Source organism: uncultured Porphyromonas sp., from assembly GCF_938046015.1.
GTDB lineage: Bacteria > Bacteroidota > Bacteroidia > Bacteroidales > Porphyromonadaceae > Porphyromonas.
Map to the genome: position 1 here is coordinate 65,518 of NZ_CALIXW010000045.1, position 19,348 is coordinate 84,865.

Below are 19,348 nucleotides of genomic sequence, written 5' to 3' on the forward strand. Positions count from 1 at the left end.
AATACATCCCCAAACGATACGACCCTACAACTATGGACATCACAGAACGCGAACTCAAGTACCTCGGCCTGCTCTCCAAGCAGTTCCCCAATGCCGCAGCGGCAGCCTCGGAGATCATGAACCTCCAGGCCATCCTCAACCTCCCTAAGGGGACGGAGCACTTCCTGGCCGACATCCACGGCGAGTACGAGGCCTTCATCCACGTGCTGAAGAATGCCTCGGGGACCATCCGCACCAAGGTAGAGAGCCTCTTCTCTGGCCAGATCCGCGAGCAGGAGCTCCGCCAGCTCTGCACCCTCATCTACTACCCCAAAGAGAGCCTCGAGCGACTAGCGCAGACGGGCCAGATCTCTAATGACTGGTACAAGGTCACGCTCAATCAGCTCATCAAGGTGCTGCAGCGCGTCAGCGAGAAGTACACCCGCAGTAAGGTGCGCAAGGCGCTGCCCCCGCAGTACAGCTACATCACACAGGAGCTGACGCACGAGGACAGCATGAACCCCAAGAAGTCTGCCTACGTCGGTGCCATCCTCGACTCCATCATCGAGACGGGGCAGGCCGATGACTTCATCACCGCTCTGTGCGAGACCATCCAGCGCCTGGCGATCGACCGGCTGCATATCGTGGGCGACGTCTTCGACCGAGGCCCAGGGGCTGATGTCATCATGGAGCGCCTCTTGACCTACCACAACCTCGACTTCCAGTGGGGCAATCACGATATGCTCTGGATGGGGGCTGCAGTGGGCAATGCCGCCAGCATGGCTAATGCTATACGTATCGCCCTGCGCTATGCCAACTCCGCCACCCTCGAGGGGGGCTATGGGATCAACATGCTCCCACTGGCACGTCTAGCGATGGAGGTCTACGGCAGCGATCCCTGCGAGGCCTTCAAGCCCAAGCTCGGCGATACGGATGAGAAGTACGACGACAAGAGCCTCGTGCTGATGGGGCAGATGCACAAGGCCATCGCCATCATCCAGTTCAAGCTCGAGCACCAGATCATCACCCGTCGTCCCGAGTACCACATGGAGGATCGCGACCTACTGCATCGCATCAACTTCGGCGAGGGGACGATCACGCTGCCCGACGGACAGACACACCCGCTCAAGGATACCCACTTCCCGACCGTGGACCCCAGCGACCCCTACCGCCTGACGGAGCAGGAGGCCGAGGTCGTAGAGCGTCTGCTGCACTCCTTCCGCCACAGTGACAAGCTGCGTGCGCACATCAACTTCCTCTACAAGAAGGGCAGCATGTACCTGACCTACAACCATAATCTCCTCTTCCACGCCTCCGTGCCGCTCAACAAGGACAAGAGCTTCCGCAAGGTACGCATCGGTAAGAAGCTCTATGCAGGGCGTGCGCTGATGGACCGCGTGGACGAGTTCGTCCGCCTGGCGCACTGGACCGCGCGCGATCAGGAGGAGCACGAGGAGGCCGTGGACTTCATGTGGTACCTATGGTGTGGCCCCGACTCGCCGCTCTTCGACAAGAGCGCGATGACGACCTTCGAGCGCTACTTCATCGCCGACAAGGCTACGCACCACGAGGAGAAGGGCTACTACTATGTCTACCGTACGGAGCAGGAGGTGTGCGAGCGCATCCTTGAGGAGTTCGGTCTGACGGGGCCCGACACGCACATCATCAATGGGCACGTGCCCGTCAAGGCCGTCAAGGGCGAGCACCCGCTGCAGGCTGGGGGCAAGCTGATGCTCATCGACGGAGGCTTCAGCCGTGCCTATCAGTCGAGCACGGGGATTGCGGGCTACACGCTGATTTTCAACTCGCAGGGACTGCACCTAGTCAAGCACGAGCCCTTCAGCTCGACCAAGGAGGCCATCGAGCATATGGCCGATATCAGCAGTACCTCCGTAGTCAGGGAGTACGCTACCGACCGTGTGCTGGTGCAGGCTACGGACCAGGGCGGCGTGCTCAAGGATCAGGTATCCGAGCTCAAGAAGCTGCTCTACGCCTACCGCCACGGGCTCATCAAGGAGGTCGAGTAGTCCTCTGAGGTGTGCAGTGCTGAGATAGTTTACTATCTTTGCTGAAGCAAATCACATTACTAACATATCATCGCTAGAATAATATGAGCAAGATTGGTATTTTCTACGGCTCTTCTACGGGCTCGACGAGTGAGGTAGCACAGCGCCTCGGTAAGGCACTCGGTGCTGAAGCAAACATCTTTGACGTAGCGAGCGCAAGCGCTGCAGAGGCCGCTGCCTTCGACGTGCTCCTCCTCGGCTCCTCGACCTGGGGGATCGGTGACCTGCAGGACGACTGGGAGGATTTCCTCCCCAAGCTCGCTGAGCAGCCCCTCTCTGGGAAGAAGGTAGCCCTCTTCGGCTGTGGAGATGCCGACAGCTATCCCGACAGCTTCTGTGAGGCTCTGGCTAAGATCAAGGAAGGCCTCGCGGGCGCTGGCGTTACCTTCATCGGCGCGATCGCTCCCGAAGGCTACAGCTACGACGCTACGGCCTCCGAAGAGGATGGCAAGCTCATCGGGCTCTGCATCGACGAGGCGAATCAGTCCGACCTCACGGATGAGCGCATCGAGAAGTGGGTGGCTCTGATCCAGCCCGAGCTCTAGTCGCTAGAGATCCCAAGCACGACGAGCCCCAGCGCCCCCTCAATCGAGGAGCCGCTGGGGCTCGTTCTTTCTAGACCTTTGCCCTTGATCCTAGCTAGCCACTACTATGAGCTCCGTACGACTACGTCCTCTTGTGCCCGAGGATGCGCCTACCCTCGCAGCGCTGTGCGATAATCGCCGCATCTGGGATAACCTTAGGGACTTTATCCCCTCGCCCTATAGCCTCGAGGATGCCGAGGCCTTCATCGCGCTGTGCCAAGGCGAGTGCCCGCAGCTCAACTTTGCCATCGAGGCTGAGGGGCAGCTGGTCGGTGTCGTCGGCCTCGTCCCAGGGGTGGACATCCACCGCTGCTCGGCCGAGCTGGGCTACTGGATCGGTGAGCCCTACTGGGGACGAGGCTATGCAACCGAGGCGGCACGGCTGATGACGACCTACGGCTTCGAGCAGCTTGGGCTGGTACGCATCTTCGCGGGTGTCTTCGACTACAACAAAGCCTCGCAGCGCGTCCTCGAGAAGGCCGGCTATCGCCTCTGCTGCGTAATGGAGCGCGCCGTGATTAAGAACGGCCGTATCCTAGATGAATGGCACTACGCTCAGCTAGCGCCCGAGCCCTCAAGGGAAAGGGAGCACAGCTAGCACTAGCCCGCCGAGGCCAGCCCAGCCCAGACGGTGCCTCCTCCCAAGAAGCACGGCGCCGCCCACCTCATTAGACTGTAGCCCTAGCCCTCTACTAAGCACCCAGCCCCCGAGTCGCAGATCTGCGGCTCGGGGGCTGGGTCGTTTGAGAGGCTTCGGTGGCTCGGCTTAGTTGCCGTAGTACTTGGCCTTGAGCTCAGCGACCGTGGGATCGGTGATGTAGTCGTCGTAGTCCATGATCTTGTCGATGATCCCGCCAGGCGTCAGCTCGATGATACGATTGGCGACCGTCTGGATGAACTCATGGTCATGGCTGGTGAAGAGGACATTGCCCTTGAAGGCCTTGAGCGTGTTGTTGAAGGCCTGGATGGACTCGAGGTCGAGGTGGTTGGTAGGGCTGTCGAGGACGAGCGTATTGGCATTCTTGAGCATCATGCGCGAGATCATGCAGCGCATCTTCTCGCCCCCAGAGAGGACAGAGGCGCTCTTGAGGATCTCTTCGCCAGAGAAGAGCATACGCCCCAGGAAGCCCTTGAGATAAACCTCATTGGTGTCGGCGGCGAACTGTGAGAGCCACTCCACAAGGTTCATGTCCGTGTCGAAGAAGGCGGAGTTGTCCAGCGGCAGGTAGGCCATCGTGATCGTCTGCCCCCACTCGTAGCTGCCTTCGCTGGCCTTCTCCTCGTCGTTGATGATCTGGAAGAGCGCCGTCATAGCACGTGGGTCACGGCTGATGAAGACGATCTTGTCGTCCTTCTCTACGTTGAAGTTGAGGTCGCGGAAGAGGAGCGTGCCGTCGTCGGCGTAGGCCGTCAGACCCTTGACCTCAAGGATCTTGTTGCCTGGCTCACGCTCGGGGGTGAAGATGATCCCTGGGTAGCGGCGGCTGCTGGCCTTGATCTCCTCGACGTTGAGCTTCTCCAGCATCTTCTTGCGGCTGGTGGTCTGCTTGCTCTTGGCCACATTGGCGCTGAAGCGACGGATGAATTCCTCCAGCTCCTTGCGCTTCTCCTCTGCCTTCTTGTTCTGCTGCTGCTGCTGGCGCAGGGCGAGCTGGCTGGATTCGTACCAGAAGCTATAGTTACCAGCGAACTGCTGTACGCGGCCGAAGTCGATATCCACCGTGTGCGTGCAGACCGAGTCGAGGAAGTGACGGTCGTGGCTAACCACCAGCACCGTCTGCTCGTACTCCGAGAGGTAGTGCTCCAGCCAAGCTACGGTCTCGAGGTCGAGGTCATTGGTCGGTTCGTCGAGCAGGAGGTTGTCGGGCTTGCCGTAGAGGGCACGTGCCAGCAGCACGCGTACCTTCTCCTTACCGCTGAGCTCCTTCATCAGCTTGTAGTGGAGGTCCTCCTTGATGCCGAGGCCGCTCAGGAGCATGGCGGCATCGCTCTCGGCATTCCAGCCCTCCATCTCGGCGAACTTGTCCTCGAGCTCGGCCACGCGGTTGCCGTCCTCGTCGTTGAAGTCAGGCTTCGCATAGAGGGCGTTCTTCTCCTCCATGATGGCCCAGAGGACGCTGTGCCCCATCAGCACCGTATCCATGACGGTGTACTCGTCGAAGGCGTAGTGGTCCTGGCTCAGTACCGAGAGGCGCTCGCCGGGGCCGAGGGTGACGCTCCCGCGCGTAGGCTCGAGGGCGCCGCTGATGGTGCGTAGTAGGGTAGACTTACCGGCACCGTTGGCCCCGATGATGCCGTAGCAGTTGCCGGGGGTGAACTTGAGGTTGACGTCCTGGAAGAGGATGCGCTTCCCGAACTGCACAGAGAGATCGCTGACTGTGATCATAAGCTATAGGTAATAGGGGTGTCGAGTGAATGCTCGCCGCTGCGAAGGCTAGCGAGTAGACGAGACGAAGGTCTCTCTACAGAGCGTAGACCCTGTGGAGAGACCTTCGATGGGAGGGGCGTGGCCTTAGGCCTTGGCTCCGTTCACCAGAGCATTGAACTCCTCGGGAGTCACCGTCTTCTCCTCGACGCTGATCACGGACTTGGCGATCTCAGCGAGCTTGGAGTCGGCGACGCGGTCGATGAGGTTCTCCTTCGTGCGCTCGTCCTGCAGCATGTTCTTGGCGTAGCTAGCCAGCAGGTCATCGGGCACAGAGGTCATACCGTACATGGCGAACTGGTTCTTGGCTACGATCAGAGCCAGCTTCTCGAGGTCGGCATCCTCGATCTTGACGTTGTGCGCCTTCAGTAGGTCACCCTTGATGCGGTCGAAGGTGATGTCCTTCAGCACCTGGGGCATGTCGCGGTCGATGTCCTCTTCCTTAGCCTCCTTATTGTTGGCCAGGAAGATGCGCTTCAGCAGGGCCTCGTCGTACTTGACGTCACCAGCCTTGGCCAGCAGCAGCTCACGCAGGTCGCGGGCGAACTTGAAGTCGCTCTCGGTAGCGAACTGCTCGCCGAAGCTCTCACGGATGTTCTGGCGCAGCGCCTCCTCGGTGCGGATCTCGCTCTCCTGACCGAAGGCCTCGACGAAGAAGGCTTCGTTCATCTCAGCGGGCTGACGGCGGGAGATCTTGTTGATCTCGTAGCTGAATTCGACGCCCTCGAGTGCAGGCACGTCCTCACGCTTGATGTCGAGCAGCGAGGTGATCTCTGCGGGCTGGCCATCATAGAGGCTGTAGGGGACGAGCGTCAGGGTGTCACCGAGCTTAGCGCCGATGAGCTTAGCCTTCTGCTCCTCGTTGCGTGTGAAGCGGGGGAGGATGAGGGCCTTCTCTGCGACGATACCGCCTTCCTTGGGCGCACCGCCAGCGAGCTCGACCATACGGCCGTAGACGACATCGTTATCAGCGACCTCGTCGGCGTCGATCTGCGTGCCAGCGTTGTCGAGCATGTGCTTGATCTGCTCGTCCTCCATCTCCTTGGTAGCGGCGATGTTGTAGTAGGTCAGCTTGTCCTCCTTGCTCAGCTGGACGTCGATGCTGGGTGCCAGAGCTACGTCGTAGTCGAAGTCGAAGTCCTCCTGCGTAGCGAAGTCATAGTCTGCGACTACGGGCAGGGGCTGCCCGAGGATCTGGAGCTTCTGCTCGTCGATGTAGCCGAAGAGCTCCTTGACCACGTAGCGGTTGATCTCATCTACCTTGATGGATTCCCCGACCTGCTTCTTGATCAGGCCCAGAGGTGCGTGCCCCTTACGGAAGCCAGGCAGCGTAGCCTTCTTCTGATAGTTCTTGATTTCCTTCTCTACCTGTGCCTGGTAGTCTGCTCCCTTCACCGAGACGGTGATGACGGCAGCTACATCCGAAGTCTGCTTAATCGATACAGCCATTTCTTCTTGTTCTATATAATGTATTACTCTTGTCTTGGATACTACAGGCAGCCCTAGAGCTGCCCGCAACAATTAGCCACAAAAATAGGGAAAATCATACACTTAGGCAAGACTAGGCCGATTTAGGGAGGGGCTGAGGTCTAATCCCTATCCTGAGCTGCTGGGCCTGCCTCGAGCCCTCGCCGCACTACTGCCACTACCGCTGTGCTTCCTGCGGTGCTAGCCTTAGCCTAAGAGCCTATGGCTGGGGCTCTGCGCCGCCTAGCGAAGACTTGCCCGAGGTCTCCGAGCCGAGGGGCAAAGGTGTCCCAACACAGCGACAGCCTTGTCCCGCTTTCGAGAGGTATATCCATGGGGAGGCTGACTGCTATCCCTCACGCTCCTGACTGACGTCCCTCAGAGCGCTGACGGATATCCCTCACGCCCCTCCCCCTTAGCGCTGCCTCCAGCCTAAGCCGTTCCACTGCCTTGCGTCACTCCGCTATCAGCACAGGTGGGTGCTGCCCCAGCAAACTGGAGCACGCTGAGGGCAGTGGGGGGAACGTAAGGGAGGAAGGGGCTGCTCGCAGCGCTGGGACGAAGGGCGCAGGCGACGGCTCAGAGGGTCAGGCGTAGGGAGAGGACGAGCGAGCGGGGGCGCAGGTGATAGACGCTGCGGTATTCCTCGAGCTCCTCGAGACGGCGGGTGGAGTAGCTGCGGATGTCGCTGAGGTTGTCGCCGTCGAGGATGAGCTCTAGGCGCCGATTGGGCTTGTAGCTCAGGCTCGCCCCGAGGAAGAGGAAGTCCCGCTGCCCGAGGGCGAGGCTGCTATCGTGGCTGTGCCTCGCGTGGAGCTTGGCCTGCAGCCTCGTGGGTAGGAGGTCGAGGCTCAGCTGGAGGCGCTGCGTCAGGGCGCTACTCCAGAGGCGCTGCTCTACGAGCTCGGAGCTGAGCCTCTGCCAACGGGCGTCGTACTCGAGGCGGTAGCCGCTCGTGAGGTCGAGCCCGACGGAGCCCTGGAGCCCGTAGCCCAGGGCGCGGTAGTGGATGCGGACGCCCTGACGGAGGAGCTCCTGCTCGCTGCGGGAGAGCGTAGCCGAGAGGGCGAGCTGTGTCGTCTGCCAGTCGAGATCCTTGCGCCCGTAGGCTGTGAGCGTGTAGCGCTCGCTGTGGTGGGGGAGGTAGGCAGCCTCGAGGAGGCGCTGCCCCTCCTCGTCGAGCCGTGTGCCGTAGCTGATGTCGCTCCACGAGCGCCGCCAGCCCGCCTCGATGTGGGCAAAGATGCGGCTGAAGAGCTCCCGATAGGAGAGCCGAGCCTCGGCACTAGCGGCGTGGCTGTCGTGGAGCGTAGCGCGGTAGCGTGTGAGGCTGCGGTAGCTCTGCATGATGGTCGCCGTGAGTAGCTGGCGCCAGGGGGTCTCGCTGGCGCTGTAGCTGGCACTGGCCTGCAGGCTATAGCTGTCACTGGCCTTCCATGATAGGCTGAGGGAGGGCTGTAGGTGGAGCTTCAGCCGATGGGCATCACTGCGCTCGCCTGCTACAGGGGCATTGTCCAGCAGGGTGTAGCCGAGGGCTAGCGGGAGGCGGAGCGAGCCCTGGAGCGTCCCGTGGCTGTAGCGTAGGATGGGCCCCAGCGCAAGGCGGGTGTGCAGATGGCTTAGTTCGCCACGGCCTCCCCTCGGGACGTCGGGGTGGGTGAGGCTGGAGCTGAGCGTCGTGTAGCGGGCGTCGAGATGCGCTGTCGCCGAGAGCGTCCAGCGCTGCGTCTCGACCTTGCGCAGCAGCTCGAGCGTATTGGAGGAGGCGTAGGTGCTCAGGCTGAGGTCTTGGCGTGCTGCCTTGCTCCCCTCCAGCACTAGGGCCTGAGGGGCGGAGCTGAGGCTGTTGGTGGAGCTCCACTCGAAGCCTGCCCCGCTCGCCCCGCGGTGCACCCAGCGCGTGCGGCTATTCAGTCGGAGCGTGCGGTGGTGAAGGGCCTGCAGGCGCTCCCCGATCTCGGCCGTGCCTCCCGCAGCCTGGGGGAGCCTGCGGCTCACGGAGCTTAGCTCCCCGCGCCCTTCATTCCACTCCCCTGAGAGCATGAGCGTGCTGCTGACGAAGCTCTGCGCGCGGTTCTTCTCGTAGCTCAGCTGGAGCTCCGTGGCGTGAAGCTGCGTGCGGTCACTGATGTCCTCGGTGAGCTGCAGCCTCGTTCCCTCGGGCAGGAGGTAGGAGGTCTCGGCGAAGGAACTGCCGTGGGCAGACAGATGTCGGTAGTGGAGCTGGTAGCTGAGACTGGCGCTGTCGGCGAGTCTGGTGAGTGAGCTGAGGTGGGCGCCGTGGCGGTAGCCGAAGAGGCCATTGCCTACGGGTGGGCGGCCATGCGCCACGAGCTCCACCAGCTGTGTGGGCTCACTGACGAAGGCGCCATAGAGTACGGCTGCTGGATCGTGATCGCGTCCTAGATTGTCACTACTATAGCGGAGGAGCTGCTGCCGCCCCTTGCCGAAGTAGCTCGCCTGCAGGGTGGCGTCCCATAGCGGGCCAGGGGCATAGGCACCCGCCCCTAGGCGGAGGGCCTTCGACCATATGCCCTTGGCCTTGTCCTTGAGCCGTAGGTTGATGGCTGCCTGCTGCGAAGGGCGCTGATCCTGCAGGGCACGTACGGGCTCGTGATGCTCCAGCACCTGCACGGTGGCCACATCCTCGACCTTGATCCCCTCGGTGGCGAGATTGTAGCGCCCCCGCAGGAGGTCGAGGTTCTCGATATAGAAGCGGTTGATCGGGACGCCCTGGTACTTGATCACCTTGTTGTCCTCGATGGTGATGCCAGGTAGCCTACGCAGCACGTCCCCTATGGTGCGGTCCTGCTGCAGGGTGTAGGCCGAGACGAGGTAGTTCAGCGTGTCGCGCTGTGCCCAGAGCCGCTGTGCCTTGACCAGCACCTCCCGTAGCAGCCGCTCCTCGAGCTCTAGACTGAGGTCGAGCCTCTGGGTCTCGGCCTTGATCCGCCGCAGCTGGGGGCGGTAGCCGAGGCTCCGCACGCGCAGCAGCAGCTCGGGGAGTGCCGTCTCGAGCTGGAGCGTGTAGCGCCCCTGGCTGTCCGTGATGGCATAGGCCAGCATGCTGGAGTCGGAGGGCTGCAGGAGGGCGAGCACGGCCCCCGCCACGGGCTCCGTGCCCGAGCGCAGCTGACCGCTGAGGCTCAGCCGTCGTGGCTGGGGCTGACTCTGCGCCTGAGCTCGAGCGGGGGAGAGCCCCACTAGGAGCACGACGAGGAGTAAGAGGCGCCGTAGCATGCGCACTTAGTAGTCTAGGGGCTGGAACTTGGCGGGCTTCGTGTTGATCAGCACATCGCCGAGGATGATTGCGCCCTTCACGATCGTCATGCTACTGATCTCCTCGGGCTTGATATAGTAGTAGGGCTTGGTGAGGTAGTTGGGGTTGCCGAAGAGGCGGTTGCGTAGCGCGACGAACTTGCTCCGTGGGCACTTCACCGCCCCCTCGGGGACAGTGTAGCTGATGGCTTCCTTCACATCCTCTACCCCGAGGCATTCGAAGCGGTGGATACCGTCCTCCGAGACGGCGCGCAGGATCAGTCCGGGGAGTCCATGGAGGCGCCAGGGACCGAAGCGCGTGGGGAGGCTCTCGGCGAACCAAGCCGTCCACTTGCGCCCCGCGTACTCAGCCGTAGCCTTCTGACAGAGGTGCCCGCAGATCGAGTCGCGCTCGGCGAGCATCGTCCAGCGGAGCGGGCGCATCGCCTCATCGGTGAGGTAGCGGTAGGGTGGTACGGTCTCGAGGGAGGTCATGTGGCCTGTGGGGTAGTTCTGCCAGGTAGTGGGGACGTAGAGCAGCTGCTCGCTCTGATCCTTCTCCCCGTCGTGGCGCTTGCGCCCGAGGGTACATGCCTGGTCCTGGCCGATCTGCAGCGTGAGGCCGTAGCTGATGGTGAGCTCCTTCCCCTCGGCGTCGGTACTGCGGCAGCTGTAGTCGTAGTTCGCTACTAGGAGCGTGTGGGCGATGCTGTCCGTGCTCTGTGCCTGGGCGGTGAGCGTGCTGCCTCCGAGGAGTGTAAGGAGGGCAAGGCCTAGTGTCTTCATCTTCATTGCGGTGGTCTTGATAGAAGGGGTATTTCCTTAGCTCAAAGGTAGTAATTCATTCCCGATCTCGGTGCGGCGCTCGTGACGGGCGTAGCTGGGCGCGCTGAGGGATATCAGTCGATGAGCTGAGGGACGACCTTCAGCGCCTTGACTGACGACCCTCAGGGCGCTGACTGATATCCATAAGGAAGCCCAGCCCTATGCCTGACGATCCTCGGGCATAGGGCTGGGCTGCTGTCTTGGTCGCTGGGTGCGCTGCTCAGGGCGGGGAGGCGGCACTTGCCCCCTAGGTCTTAGTCAGCTGCGCCTACCTCAAGGGGGCGGACCGAGGAGAGGACCTCGGCGAAGCTCCCCGCGACCTTGAAGATCCCTTCCTCGAAGCCGTACTCGTGGTCTAGGTAGAAGACCTCCCCCGTGAGGCTACTCACGAAGAAGCCATTCCCGCAGCCATCGCCCGCGATCGGGATATATCCCTCGCAGTAGGTCTCGAAGCCCCCGAACTTCTGGTATTCGGCTAGGTAGCCCGGGAGCTCCTCTAGGGAGAGGAAGCGCTCGACCTCCATCCCGTACTCGGGCGCGCCCGCTCCTTCGGCCTCGGAGGAGGTGACGCTCGCCCCGCCTGGGAAGGAGCCTGCCCCCACCTCGGTATAGAAGTGGATGAGCGCCTCCTTGCCGGGGAAGTCGCCTGGGAATACGGCTTCGATGGCCTCACGGCTCGCTCGTGGCGCCTCCGCGACGTCCTCCGCCCCCTGGAATAGGGCGGGCTGATCAGCTTCTCTCCTTTCCATTAGAGCTCTTAGCGCTTGGCTCGAGGAGCGGCTGACTAGTAGTCTAGGTACTCGCCGAAGCCCTGCAGCATCTCCTTTAAGGTCTCAGGGTCAGCGCAGGCCTCCTTGAAGGACTCGGCGAAGCGCCTAAGGGCGGATTCGCTCGAGGAGTACATGCAGAACATGCTGCTCTCCGAATCAAACCCCACCTCATCCTCCAGCTCGACGCGTCCCGAGTGCAGGTGGTACTGGGCTAAGGCATCCCAGAAATAGCCGCCGTACTCAAGGTCTTCGTCCAGCTCTAGCTCGTCTGGGGATAGGGCGAGGAGGCTAAGGGCATCATCGTCCGTCACTAGGGTGAGACTCCAGCTATCGCTATGCTGAATGAGTCTGAAAGGACTTAATGTTTCTTCTTTCATAGGCCTGTTATCCTTCTTTTACGTCACTCTTGACTGCCATAAGTCGAGCGAATAGCGCATCCGCAGCCTCCTTGGTGCCAGTTCTATACTTTGCAGGGATCTTTTTCTCGTTCCGCTCCCACCAGGCATTCCACAGCTCCTGTACCTTCTTTCGCTTGAGCCTATATATGGATCCTGCGACGGTGTTGGGGTAGCGCTCACAGATCATCAGCAGGAGCTCTATGCATACCAATAGGCTTTGGCAGCCATCGTCATACTTTGGGTCCTCTAGATAGGTGGAGCACTCTTGGATCTCCTTTATAAGCCCGAGGAAGTACCTAAGCGGAACTAAATCGGCCTTGCTGTTATTCTCGGGGCGGTCCCCATATACTTTATGATCACTCATGTCTTAGGTGGATGTAGCTAGTATTTGTATCTTGCTTCGAGTACGTAGGCCCGAGGCTCCTCGATAAGGAGGATGCCCCTCTAGGGCTCTTGTCCTGCTGCTAAGGCAAAGGTAATTAATTTATAAGCGCAGGCGCGGCATGCACTGCCAAGGACCTCGGGGGGCTCGCTATAAGGCCGAGCAGGGTACGATGCCTGGAGCTCGCTTCGCCCTATAGATAGGCGCCAAACCAATAGGCGACCCTTTGCGGATCGATCCCATAGGCAGGCTCCCAGAAGTCCGCTGGGTAGGCCCAGTCGGTGTTGTGCGAGCGCCGAGGAGGGAAGATCATATCGCGGAAGGCTACGGAGGGTGCGGGATGCTGCGGCGTCCGTAGGATGCCACAGTAGCCGAAGGTCTCCAGTAGGTACTGGCACTGCTCTGCGTCCGCCTCGAAGGCAGGAATCTTTCTGAGCTTTGTCAGTACCTGGCGCTTCTTCCCATCCGCAGAGCTCAGCACCTCGAGGATCGCACGGAGGAGCTCGCTATCCTGAAGGGTCGGCTGCGGGGACTCTAGACTCAGAGTGTACTCCAGTATATAGCACAGTGCCGATAGATCATGTCGACAGAAGCCTCCACTCTCTAGGTAGAGCTTCTGCATTACCTCGGGCTCGAAGGCTTCTTCACTCCTGCGATTGCCACAGAGGACGCAAGGGCTGTACTCAGCATACTCCTCGCTTCGCCGCTCGGGAGGCTGCTCGACGAAGCTATGGTCCTCGAATAGGCAGGAGGAGGCATAGGCCGCGAGCCCTGCCCGCCAATCGAGGCGATGGCTGCTCAGGCTGGCTAAGAAGAGTCGAGCGACCTTATCCTTTGAGGTCTGAGCGAGGAGTCCGATCAAGGTCTGCACTAGTTCGTCGTGGCTCCTCCGTATGCTGTGATGCTGTCCTTGGCTTGTCATAGGTTCTTCTCTGTGTGGGGTGGCTTGTCTGCGAGCAGCTCCTCCAGGTGTGCTAAGCTGCGGAGCTGCTCGAGCACTTGGTGGCGCTGGACGAGTCCGCGATCACTGGGCTTGAAGTCAGGGTAGGCAGAGAGCAGCTGCTCGTAATCATCCAGCCGCCCTTGTAGCCAAAGGAGGATCAGGATCGTCGCTAGGGGATAGGTATAGGCGCTTGGCTTGGCGACTACCTGGCTTAGGACTACCTCCTCTTCTCGGAAGAGGGCGAGCGCGGGGTAGATGAAGTCCCTGACAAGTAGCGGGAGAAGTAACTTGGCAAGGCTGCGAGCATCCTCGCCTGGATACAGACAGACTATGCCGTAGTTCCTGAATGCTGCCCTTCGGGTGAGGTTGGAGGAGTGTTCGGTATAGACACTCTGCAGTCTATTTCCTTCGCCGAGTACGGACCGCAAGAGCCTGCTGAGCCGTCCCTGTGTGACGCTGATGTGGAAGGTGAAGGCTAAGGTCGCCCCCACAGGGGCGTGCGTCCCAGTCAGGAAGCGCATCCGTAAGACTTCTAGCGCGTCCTTCTGCAGCCTAAAGCTCACCTCATTACGCCCAGGCTGCGTGGTGATCTTGACCTTAAGCTCTGCCTCTATGAGTTCCGTGAGCTGCTCGATGAGGAGCGTCTTTGGACGTCGTTTATCGCCCTTCATTAGGTGCTGTCCTTGGCTTATCATAGGCTTTGCTCTGTGTGGTGAGGCCTGTCTGCGAGCAGCTCCTCGGCGGCGAGCAGGTAGATGCGCTCGGTCTCCACTCCGCCTTGTCTTGTCCTCGTCCTGTAGATCTGCTGCTCCCGCCTCGCGAGGTAGGGGGCATAGATGCGCCCAAAGGTATGCTGCGCCTCCAGCCCGAGGCGCTCGGCAGTGGCTAGGTAGCTGACCGTAGGGAGCGTGCTGAAGAAGAGCCGCGGTACGCAGAAGCCCACCTCCTCCCATTCCTCCTCGAGGTCTACGAAGGTCAGGCAGCTGAAGAGGCTACCGTAGACGGGCGGTGGGAGCAGTCGTCGGAAGTAAACTCGGCTGTCGCGCAGTAAGCCCTCGGCGAGGGAGAGCAGGTAGCGTGATAGCTCCTCGCCGTCGAAGTAGTCCCTAAGGAAGTCCACGCTGCTGTACCTAGTGATAAGTGGCAGCTCCTCGAAGCGCCCGTCGGCGAAGCTGAGGCCTGCTATCGTGTCGAAGAGCTGGGGCATCAATAGCCGCCGATATACCTCGGCGGTGATGAATGTCTGCTGTGCTTGCTGCGTCATGTGCTCCTTGAGTGGCTGGGCCGAGGCTTGGCTGGGTCCTGAGCCTTGGGTCCTTGCATTCCTTTCCTTTACTCGTACACCTTGCTACGGAGGTGGTGGCACTTCGTCGAGAGGCACCCCGCTCCGAGTACGAATTTAGGGAGAATTCACCACGCGCCCAGCAGGGACTTAGCTTGGCCTCGTAGCTCTGCCTTTGAGCCTTAGTCTAGAAGGCCGCTCGGGCTACTTCGGGAAAGGTGATGGGAAGGGCCTTGCACCTCCTCCAGAGACGGGTAAGCTAGCTGTCCAAAGGCTTCTTAAAATTTGTCCGTAAATAGACTTTGGTGCACTCGAAGTAGTACGTGATCGTAATGAATGAAAAGTTGTTTATATTTGCAGTAGAACTATCACTTAGACCATACTGGGTAATGAACAGATTCCTACAACGTTTACCGCGCTTGGGCCGCCGTATGAAGGTCGCCCTGCTGCTTGTGGGCGGGGTGGTGGTAGGCTTGGTCGGTCTCTTCCTCTACTTGCTTAGGTTCCACACCTACCTAGGAGACGACCCTTCCGCCTGTGTCAACTGCCACATCATGACCCCCTACTACGCTACGTGGATGCATGGAGCTCATGCCCGCAATACCACGTGTAACGACTGTCACGTACCGCACGACAATGTATTCCGTAAGTACTACTTCAAGGGTAAGGACGGGATGAACCATGTGTACAAGTTTGTCACTCGACAGGAGCGACAGGCGATCCGCGCCATCGATGAGAGCGCAGAGGTCATCATGGAGAACTGCGTACGCTGCCACGCTACCCTCAACACTGAATTGGTCAACACCGGTCGCATCACCTACATGGATGCCAAGTGCGGCGCCGGTCAAGCTTGCTGGGACTGTCACCGAGACGTCGCTCACGGCAAGATGAATTCCCTTTCGTCCACTCCAGGAGCTCAGGTGCCGCTGCCCAAGACGCCGGTACCTGACTGGCTGCAGAAGATGGTGAACTAAGCGCCCTTACTGCATAAGAACAACACTCAGTATAAACAATAAAGACACGCAAGATCATGGCACAACAACTAAAGCGTTGGCAGGGATGGCTCCTATTCGGAGGCTCAATGGTCCTAGTCTTCATCCTTGGCCTCGTCGTCTCCTCGCTTCTGGAGCGTCGCGCTGAGGTGGTGAGCATCTACAACAATCGCAAGCACCTCTTCACGGACTCGATCGTCTCGCAGAACGAAAAGTTCGCCGAAGACTTCCCACGCGAATATCAGTCCTGGGCGAGGACCGCTGACACGACCTACCAGGGTGAGTTCAATGGCTCTCAGCGCGCCGATGTGCTCGCCGCTCGCCCCGAGATGGTCGTCCTCTGGGCTGGCTATTCCTTCGCTATGGAGTACAACACGCCCCGCGGTCACAAGCACGCTATCGAGGATATGACCGAGATCCTACGTACGGGCTCCCCAGGGGTGGATGGTAATAAGGATATCCAGCCTGGTACCTGCTGGACCTGTAAGAGTCCCGACGTCCCCCGTATGATGCGCGAGAAGGGTATCGCTGAGTTCTACAAGGCCCCCTGGAGTCAGTGGGGTAATGAGATCGTCAATACCATCGGCTGCTCGGACTGTCATGATGCCCGCACGATGAATCTCAAGCCCGCTCGCCCCGCTATCTACGAGGCCTTCCAGCGCCGCGGGGAGGATCTCTCCAAGCAGTCCCACCAGGATATGCGCTCACTGGTCTGCGCGCAGTGCCACACCGAGTACTACTTCAAGGGCGATGGCAAGTACCTCACCTTCCCCCAGGACAAGGGCTTCACGGTAGAGGATATAGAGAAGTACTACGACGAGATGAACTACTCCGACTACACGCACAAGCTCTCCCGTGCCCCTATCCTCAAAGCCCAGCACCCCGACTACGAGCTCTGGCGCATGGGTATTCATGGACAGCGTGGCGTCTCCTGTGCTGACTGCCATATGCCCTACGTGAGCGAGGGCGGCGTCAAGTACACCGACCACCAGATCGTCAGTCCTCTGGCCCGTATCGACAAGACCTGTCAGACCTGCCACCGTGAGGATGAAGAGACCCTCCGACGGAACGTGTATGATCGTCAGCGCATGGCCAACGACGTACGCAACCGCGTAGAGAAGGAGCTGGCGAAGGCGCACATCGAGGCTAAGTACGCTTGGGACAAGGGCGCTACCGAGCCTGAGATGAAGGATGCCCTGCAGGCTATCCGCAAGAGCCAGTGGCGCTGGGACTTCGCTGTCGCTAGCCACGGAGCTTCCTTCCACGCACCGCAGGAGGTGACGCGCATCCTAGGGCAGAGCCTCGGCTATGCACAGGAGGCACGACTGGCCATCGCTAAGGTACTGGCCAAGCACGGCTTCGCTGGCGACGTCCCTATGCCCGATATCTCGAGTAAGGAAAAGGCCTGGGCCTACATTGGCCTCGACGGCAAGAAGCTGCAGGCTGACAAGGCTGAGTTCCTCAAGACGGTAGTCCCCAAGTGGGTCCAGTCGGCTAAGCAGCAAGGCAAGCTCATCGAGCTCTAGACCTAGCCGCCCTCGGCTAGAGTCGCATCCCATATCCCTCTTCGACGCGGCGACAGACCTCATCGTCTGCCGCCGCGCTTCCTCTCTCTCCAACCTCTCTCCCCACGCTCCTATGTTCAATAGACTCTGGAAAATGAAGGAAGGCTTTGTCACCGGTGCAGGGCTGATCCTCGTGGGGCTGGCGCTACAGTACAGCGTCGGCCCGATCGACTGGTCAGCCTTTGCCTTCCCGATCAATGCCATCTGCCTCGTCCTCTACCTCGCCTTCCTAGCCCTCATCTATGCGCTGCGGCATCGCGTACGGCTCTTCTCCTTCTTCTTCACGACGGAGGCTGCCGTCCCGACGCTCATCTATGCGGCGCTGCTCACCGTGGCGATGGGGCTCACCCGACAGGTAGCGCCTCACGAGCGAGCCATCGATCCCATCGGGCTGACGCGTATGCTGTCCTTCTGGCCCTTTGTGCTCATCTACGGCCGCCTCACGGGCATCGTAGGCCTCATCGCGATACGGCAGATCCTTCACTTCCGTCTCAGGGAGCTTCCCTCCCTACTGTCGCACCTCGGCGTCTTCATCGCTATCGTCGCTGCGACCCTCGGGAGTGCCGACATGGAGCGCGTCAAGCTGACGGCTAGCATGGATATGCCCGAGTGGCGTGCCACACACGAGCAGGGCTTCCTCGAGCTGCCGCTGGCGATCCAGCTGGAGAAGTTCACCATCGACGAGTACCCGCCCAAGCTCCTCATCATCAATAGTAAGACGGGGAAGTCCATCCCCGCAAAGAACCCCGAGATCGTCCTTGTCGATAAGCATTTCCGCGAGGGCAAGCTACTGAAGTGGCGCATCCGCGTGCGTCAGAACCTTCCGCTCGCGGCGCCCGTCGTCACCTCCGACACCGTCAGGTACGTCGGCTGGGGCTCGTCTGGAGCCGTCACGGCGCTTCTGGTAGAGGCGCAGCCCATGGAGGGCGATCGCGCTGTGGGCAAGCCTCTAGTAGGCTGGGTCACCTGCGGCAGCTACCTCTTCCCCTTCCAGGAGCTCAAGCTGACCAAGGACCTGAGCCTCGTCATGGCACGCCGCGAGCCCGAGCGCTACGCCTCCCGCATCCATGTCTATACGAGGTCGCAGAAGAATATCGTCGCTACCGTCGAGGTCAATAAGCCCGTCTCCATCGACGGCTGGCGTATCTATCAGCTCAGCTACGATGAGTCGATGGGCCGATGGAGTGAGACCAGTACCTTCGAGCTCGTCAAGGACCCCTGGCTGCCTGCCGTCTACGTAGGGATCTACCTGCTGCTAGCGGGTGCTGTGCTCACCTTCATCTTCTCGCAGAAACGGCGCTAGTGCTCCCTCGCTGAGCGAAGGGCTGCCCCGCACGCTGCAGGCCTAGGACGGCCTCAAGCGTGTGCCGCTGCGCCCTATGCCTCGATCGCTTCTCCTCTTCACCTCATTCAATACGATCTCCATGACTTGGGATTCCTTCATATACTTCGCCATCCCTGCCCTCCTGCTGTGGGCGGGCGGTGCTTGGACGGCTTGGAACAAGCGTCCCCTTCCTACCTACCTTCTTACCTTCGCTGGGCTAGCTGTCTACTTCGCCTTTATCCTCGGGCTGTGGCTCTCGCTGGAGCGTCCGCCGCTGCGCACGATGGGGGAGACGCGTCTGTGGTACGCCTTCTTCCTCCCCACGGCGGGGCTCATCGTGTATTCCCGTTGGCGCTACCCCTGGATCCTAGCCTTCAGCACGATCCTCGCTGGGGTCTTCACGACGATCAACCTCGTGAATCCCGATATCCACAACAAGACGCTGATGCCTGCGCTGCAGAGCCCGTGGTTCGCCCCGCACGTCATCGTCTATATGTTCGCCTACGCCGTGCTCGGTGCTGCGGCGCTGATGGCGGCGTATCTGCTGTGGTTCAAGAAGAAGTCCATCACCGAGCATGAACTCGATATCTGCGACAACCTCGTGCAGGTGGGCTGGGCCTTCATGACCGTCGGGATCCTCTTCGGTGCGCTGTGGGCCAAGGAAGCCTGGGGGCACTACTGGGCTTGGGACCCCAAGGAGACTTGGGCGGCCGCCACGTGGTTTGCCTACCTGGCCTACATCCATCTACGCTTGAGAGCCGACCGCTACCATCGTGCCGCGCTTTGGGGGCTCGTTATCTCCTTCGTCCTCCTGCAGATGTGCTGGTGGGGTATCAATTATCTGCCCTCTGCCCAAGGCGTGAGCGTCCACACCTATAGCCTGGGCTAAGTTCGGCTAAGTCTCGCTTCGCGCGGCTCTCCCTCCGGAGCCCGCTTCGCGTACCAAGACAGCGTCCCCATCCTCTGCTACGGCAGAAGATGGGGACGCTTCGTATAGGTATCCTGCTCCTTCGCGAGGCTCCCGCCTCCGTCCTGCAGTGCCCAGCCAAGTCGCCACCGCCTAGGCTTCGCGAGCCGATGTAGAAGGG

General features: G+C 60.6%; 17 protein-coding genes. 7 read left to right on the forward strand and 10 right to left on the reverse strand.

Annotated features, from left to right (window positions below; translation table 11 throughout):
* Positions 1-32 precede the first annotated feature (32 nt).
* From Q0248_RS06305 to Q0248_RS06315, 3 genes are all read left to right on the forward strand, one after another.
* Positions 33-2,006: a fructose-1,6-bisphosphatase gene (locus Q0248_RS06305; protein ID WP_299320820.1), complete on the forward strand. Its 1,974-nt coding sequence runs from the start codon at positions 33-35 to the stop codon at positions 2,004-2,006.
* A gap of 83 nt (positions 2,007-2,089) precedes the next feature.
* Positions 2,090-2,590: a flavodoxin gene (locus Q0248_RS06310; RefSeq protein WP_211788086.1), complete on the forward strand. Its 501-nt coding sequence runs from the start codon at positions 2,090-2,092 to the stop codon at positions 2,588-2,590.
* A gap of 106 nt (positions 2,591-2,696) precedes the next feature.
* A complete protein-coding gene (locus Q0248_RS06315; protein ID WP_299320822.1) occupies positions 2,697-3,227 on the forward strand; it encodes a GNAT family N-acetyltransferase in 531 nt (176 codons plus the stop codon).
* A 168-nt stretch (positions 3,228-3,395) separates the two neighbouring features.
* Here Q0248_RS06315 and Q0248_RS06320 read toward each other — a convergent pair whose 3' ends face one another.
* The 10 genes from Q0248_RS06320 to Q0248_RS06365 all read right to left on the reverse strand — a co-directional run bounded on the left by Q0248_RS06320 (position 3,396) and on the right by Q0248_RS06365 (position 14,361).
* Positions 3,396-5,015: an ATP-binding cassette domain-containing protein gene (locus Q0248_RS06320; protein ID WP_299320823.1), complete on the reverse strand. Its 1,620-nt coding sequence runs from the start codon at positions 5,013-5,015 to the stop codon at positions 3,396-3,398.
* A 126-nt stretch (positions 5,016-5,141) separates the two neighbouring features.
* Positions 5,142-6,503, reverse strand: coding sequence for a trigger factor (locus Q0248_RS06325; RefSeq protein WP_299320825.1), 1,362 nt, complete (start codon positions 6,501-6,503; stop codon positions 5,142-5,144).
* 597 nt (positions 6,504-7,100) lie between these two features.
* Positions 7,101-9,761 (reverse strand): hypothetical protein, encoded by a 2,661-nt coding sequence (locus tag Q0248_RS06330; RefSeq protein WP_299320826.1) that lies wholly within the window; start codon positions 9,759-9,761, stop codon positions 7,101-7,103.
* A gap of 6 nt (positions 9,762-9,767) precedes the next feature.
* Positions 9,768-10,571: a GLPGLI family protein gene (locus tag Q0248_RS06335; protein ID WP_299320828.1), complete on the reverse strand. Its 804-nt coding sequence runs from the start codon at positions 10,569-10,571 to the stop codon at positions 9,768-9,770.
* Between the two features lie 287 nt (positions 10,572-10,858).
* On the reverse strand, positions 10,859-11,353 hold the full coding sequence (locus Q0248_RS06340) for an SMI1/KNR4 family protein (protein WP_299320830.1): 495 nt from the start codon (positions 11,351-11,353) through the stop codon (positions 10,859-10,861).
* A gap of 35 nt (positions 11,354-11,388) precedes the next feature.
* Positions 11,389-11,751, reverse strand: coding sequence for an Imm51 family immunity protein (locus Q0248_RS06345; protein ID WP_299320831.1), 363 nt, complete (start codon positions 11,749-11,751; stop codon positions 11,389-11,391).
* 7 nt (positions 11,752-11,758) lie between these two features.
* A complete protein-coding gene (locus Q0248_RS06350; RefSeq protein WP_299320833.1) occupies positions 11,759-12,136 on the reverse strand; it encodes a hypothetical protein in 378 nt (125 codons plus the stop codon).
* A 211-nt stretch (positions 12,137-12,347) separates the two neighbouring features.
* Positions 12,348-13,076, reverse strand: coding sequence for a hypothetical protein (locus tag Q0248_RS06355; RefSeq protein WP_299320834.1), 729 nt, complete (start codon positions 13,074-13,076; stop codon positions 12,348-12,350).
* The gene (locus Q0248_RS06360; protein ID WP_299320835.1) at positions 13,073-13,768 is read right to left on the reverse strand and encodes a hypothetical protein; all 696 of its coding nucleotides are present in this window, start codon (positions 13,766-13,768) and stop codon (positions 13,073-13,075) included. The genes Q0248_RS06355 and Q0248_RS06360 overlap by 4 nt, the downstream gene beginning before the upstream one ends.
* A gap of 20 nt (positions 13,769-13,788) precedes the next feature.
* Complete coding sequence (locus tag Q0248_RS06365) at positions 13,789-14,361, reverse strand: Imm15 family immunity protein (RefSeq protein WP_299320836.1); 573 nt, start codon at positions 14,359-14,361, stop codon at positions 13,789-13,791.
* Between the two features lie 407 nt (positions 14,362-14,768).
* Here Q0248_RS06365 and nrfH point away from each other — a divergent pair, with 407 nt between their 5' ends.
* The 4 genes from nrfH to ccsA all read left to right on the forward strand — a co-directional run bounded on the left by nrfH (position 14,769) and on the right by ccsA (position 19,149).
* On the forward strand, positions 14,769-15,353 hold the full coding sequence (nrfH, locus tag Q0248_RS06370) for a cytochrome c nitrite reductase small subunit (protein ID WP_299320837.1): 585 nt from the start codon (positions 14,769-14,771) through the stop codon (positions 15,351-15,353).
* Positions 15,354-15,409: 56 nt separating this feature from the next.
* Positions 15,410-16,897 carry an ammonia-forming cytochrome c nitrite reductase gene (gene nrfA / locus Q0248_RS06375; RefSeq protein WP_299320838.1) on the forward strand — a complete coding sequence of 496 codons (1,488 nt, stop codon included), beginning with the start codon at positions 15,410-15,412 and terminating at the stop codon, positions 16,895-16,897.
* A 112-nt stretch (positions 16,898-17,009) separates the two neighbouring features.
* The gene (locus Q0248_RS06380; RefSeq protein ID WP_299320839.1) at positions 17,010-18,239 is read left to right on the forward strand and encodes a cytochrome c biogenesis protein ResB; all 1,230 of its coding nucleotides are present in this window, start codon (positions 17,010-17,012) and stop codon (positions 18,237-18,239) included.
* Positions 18,240-18,360: 121 nt separating this feature from the next.
* A complete protein-coding gene (gene ccsA / locus Q0248_RS06385) occupies positions 18,361-19,149 on the forward strand; it encodes a cytochrome c biogenesis protein CcsA (protein ID WP_299320890.1) in 789 nt (262 codons plus the stop codon).
* Positions 19,150-19,348 lie beyond the last annotated feature (199 nt).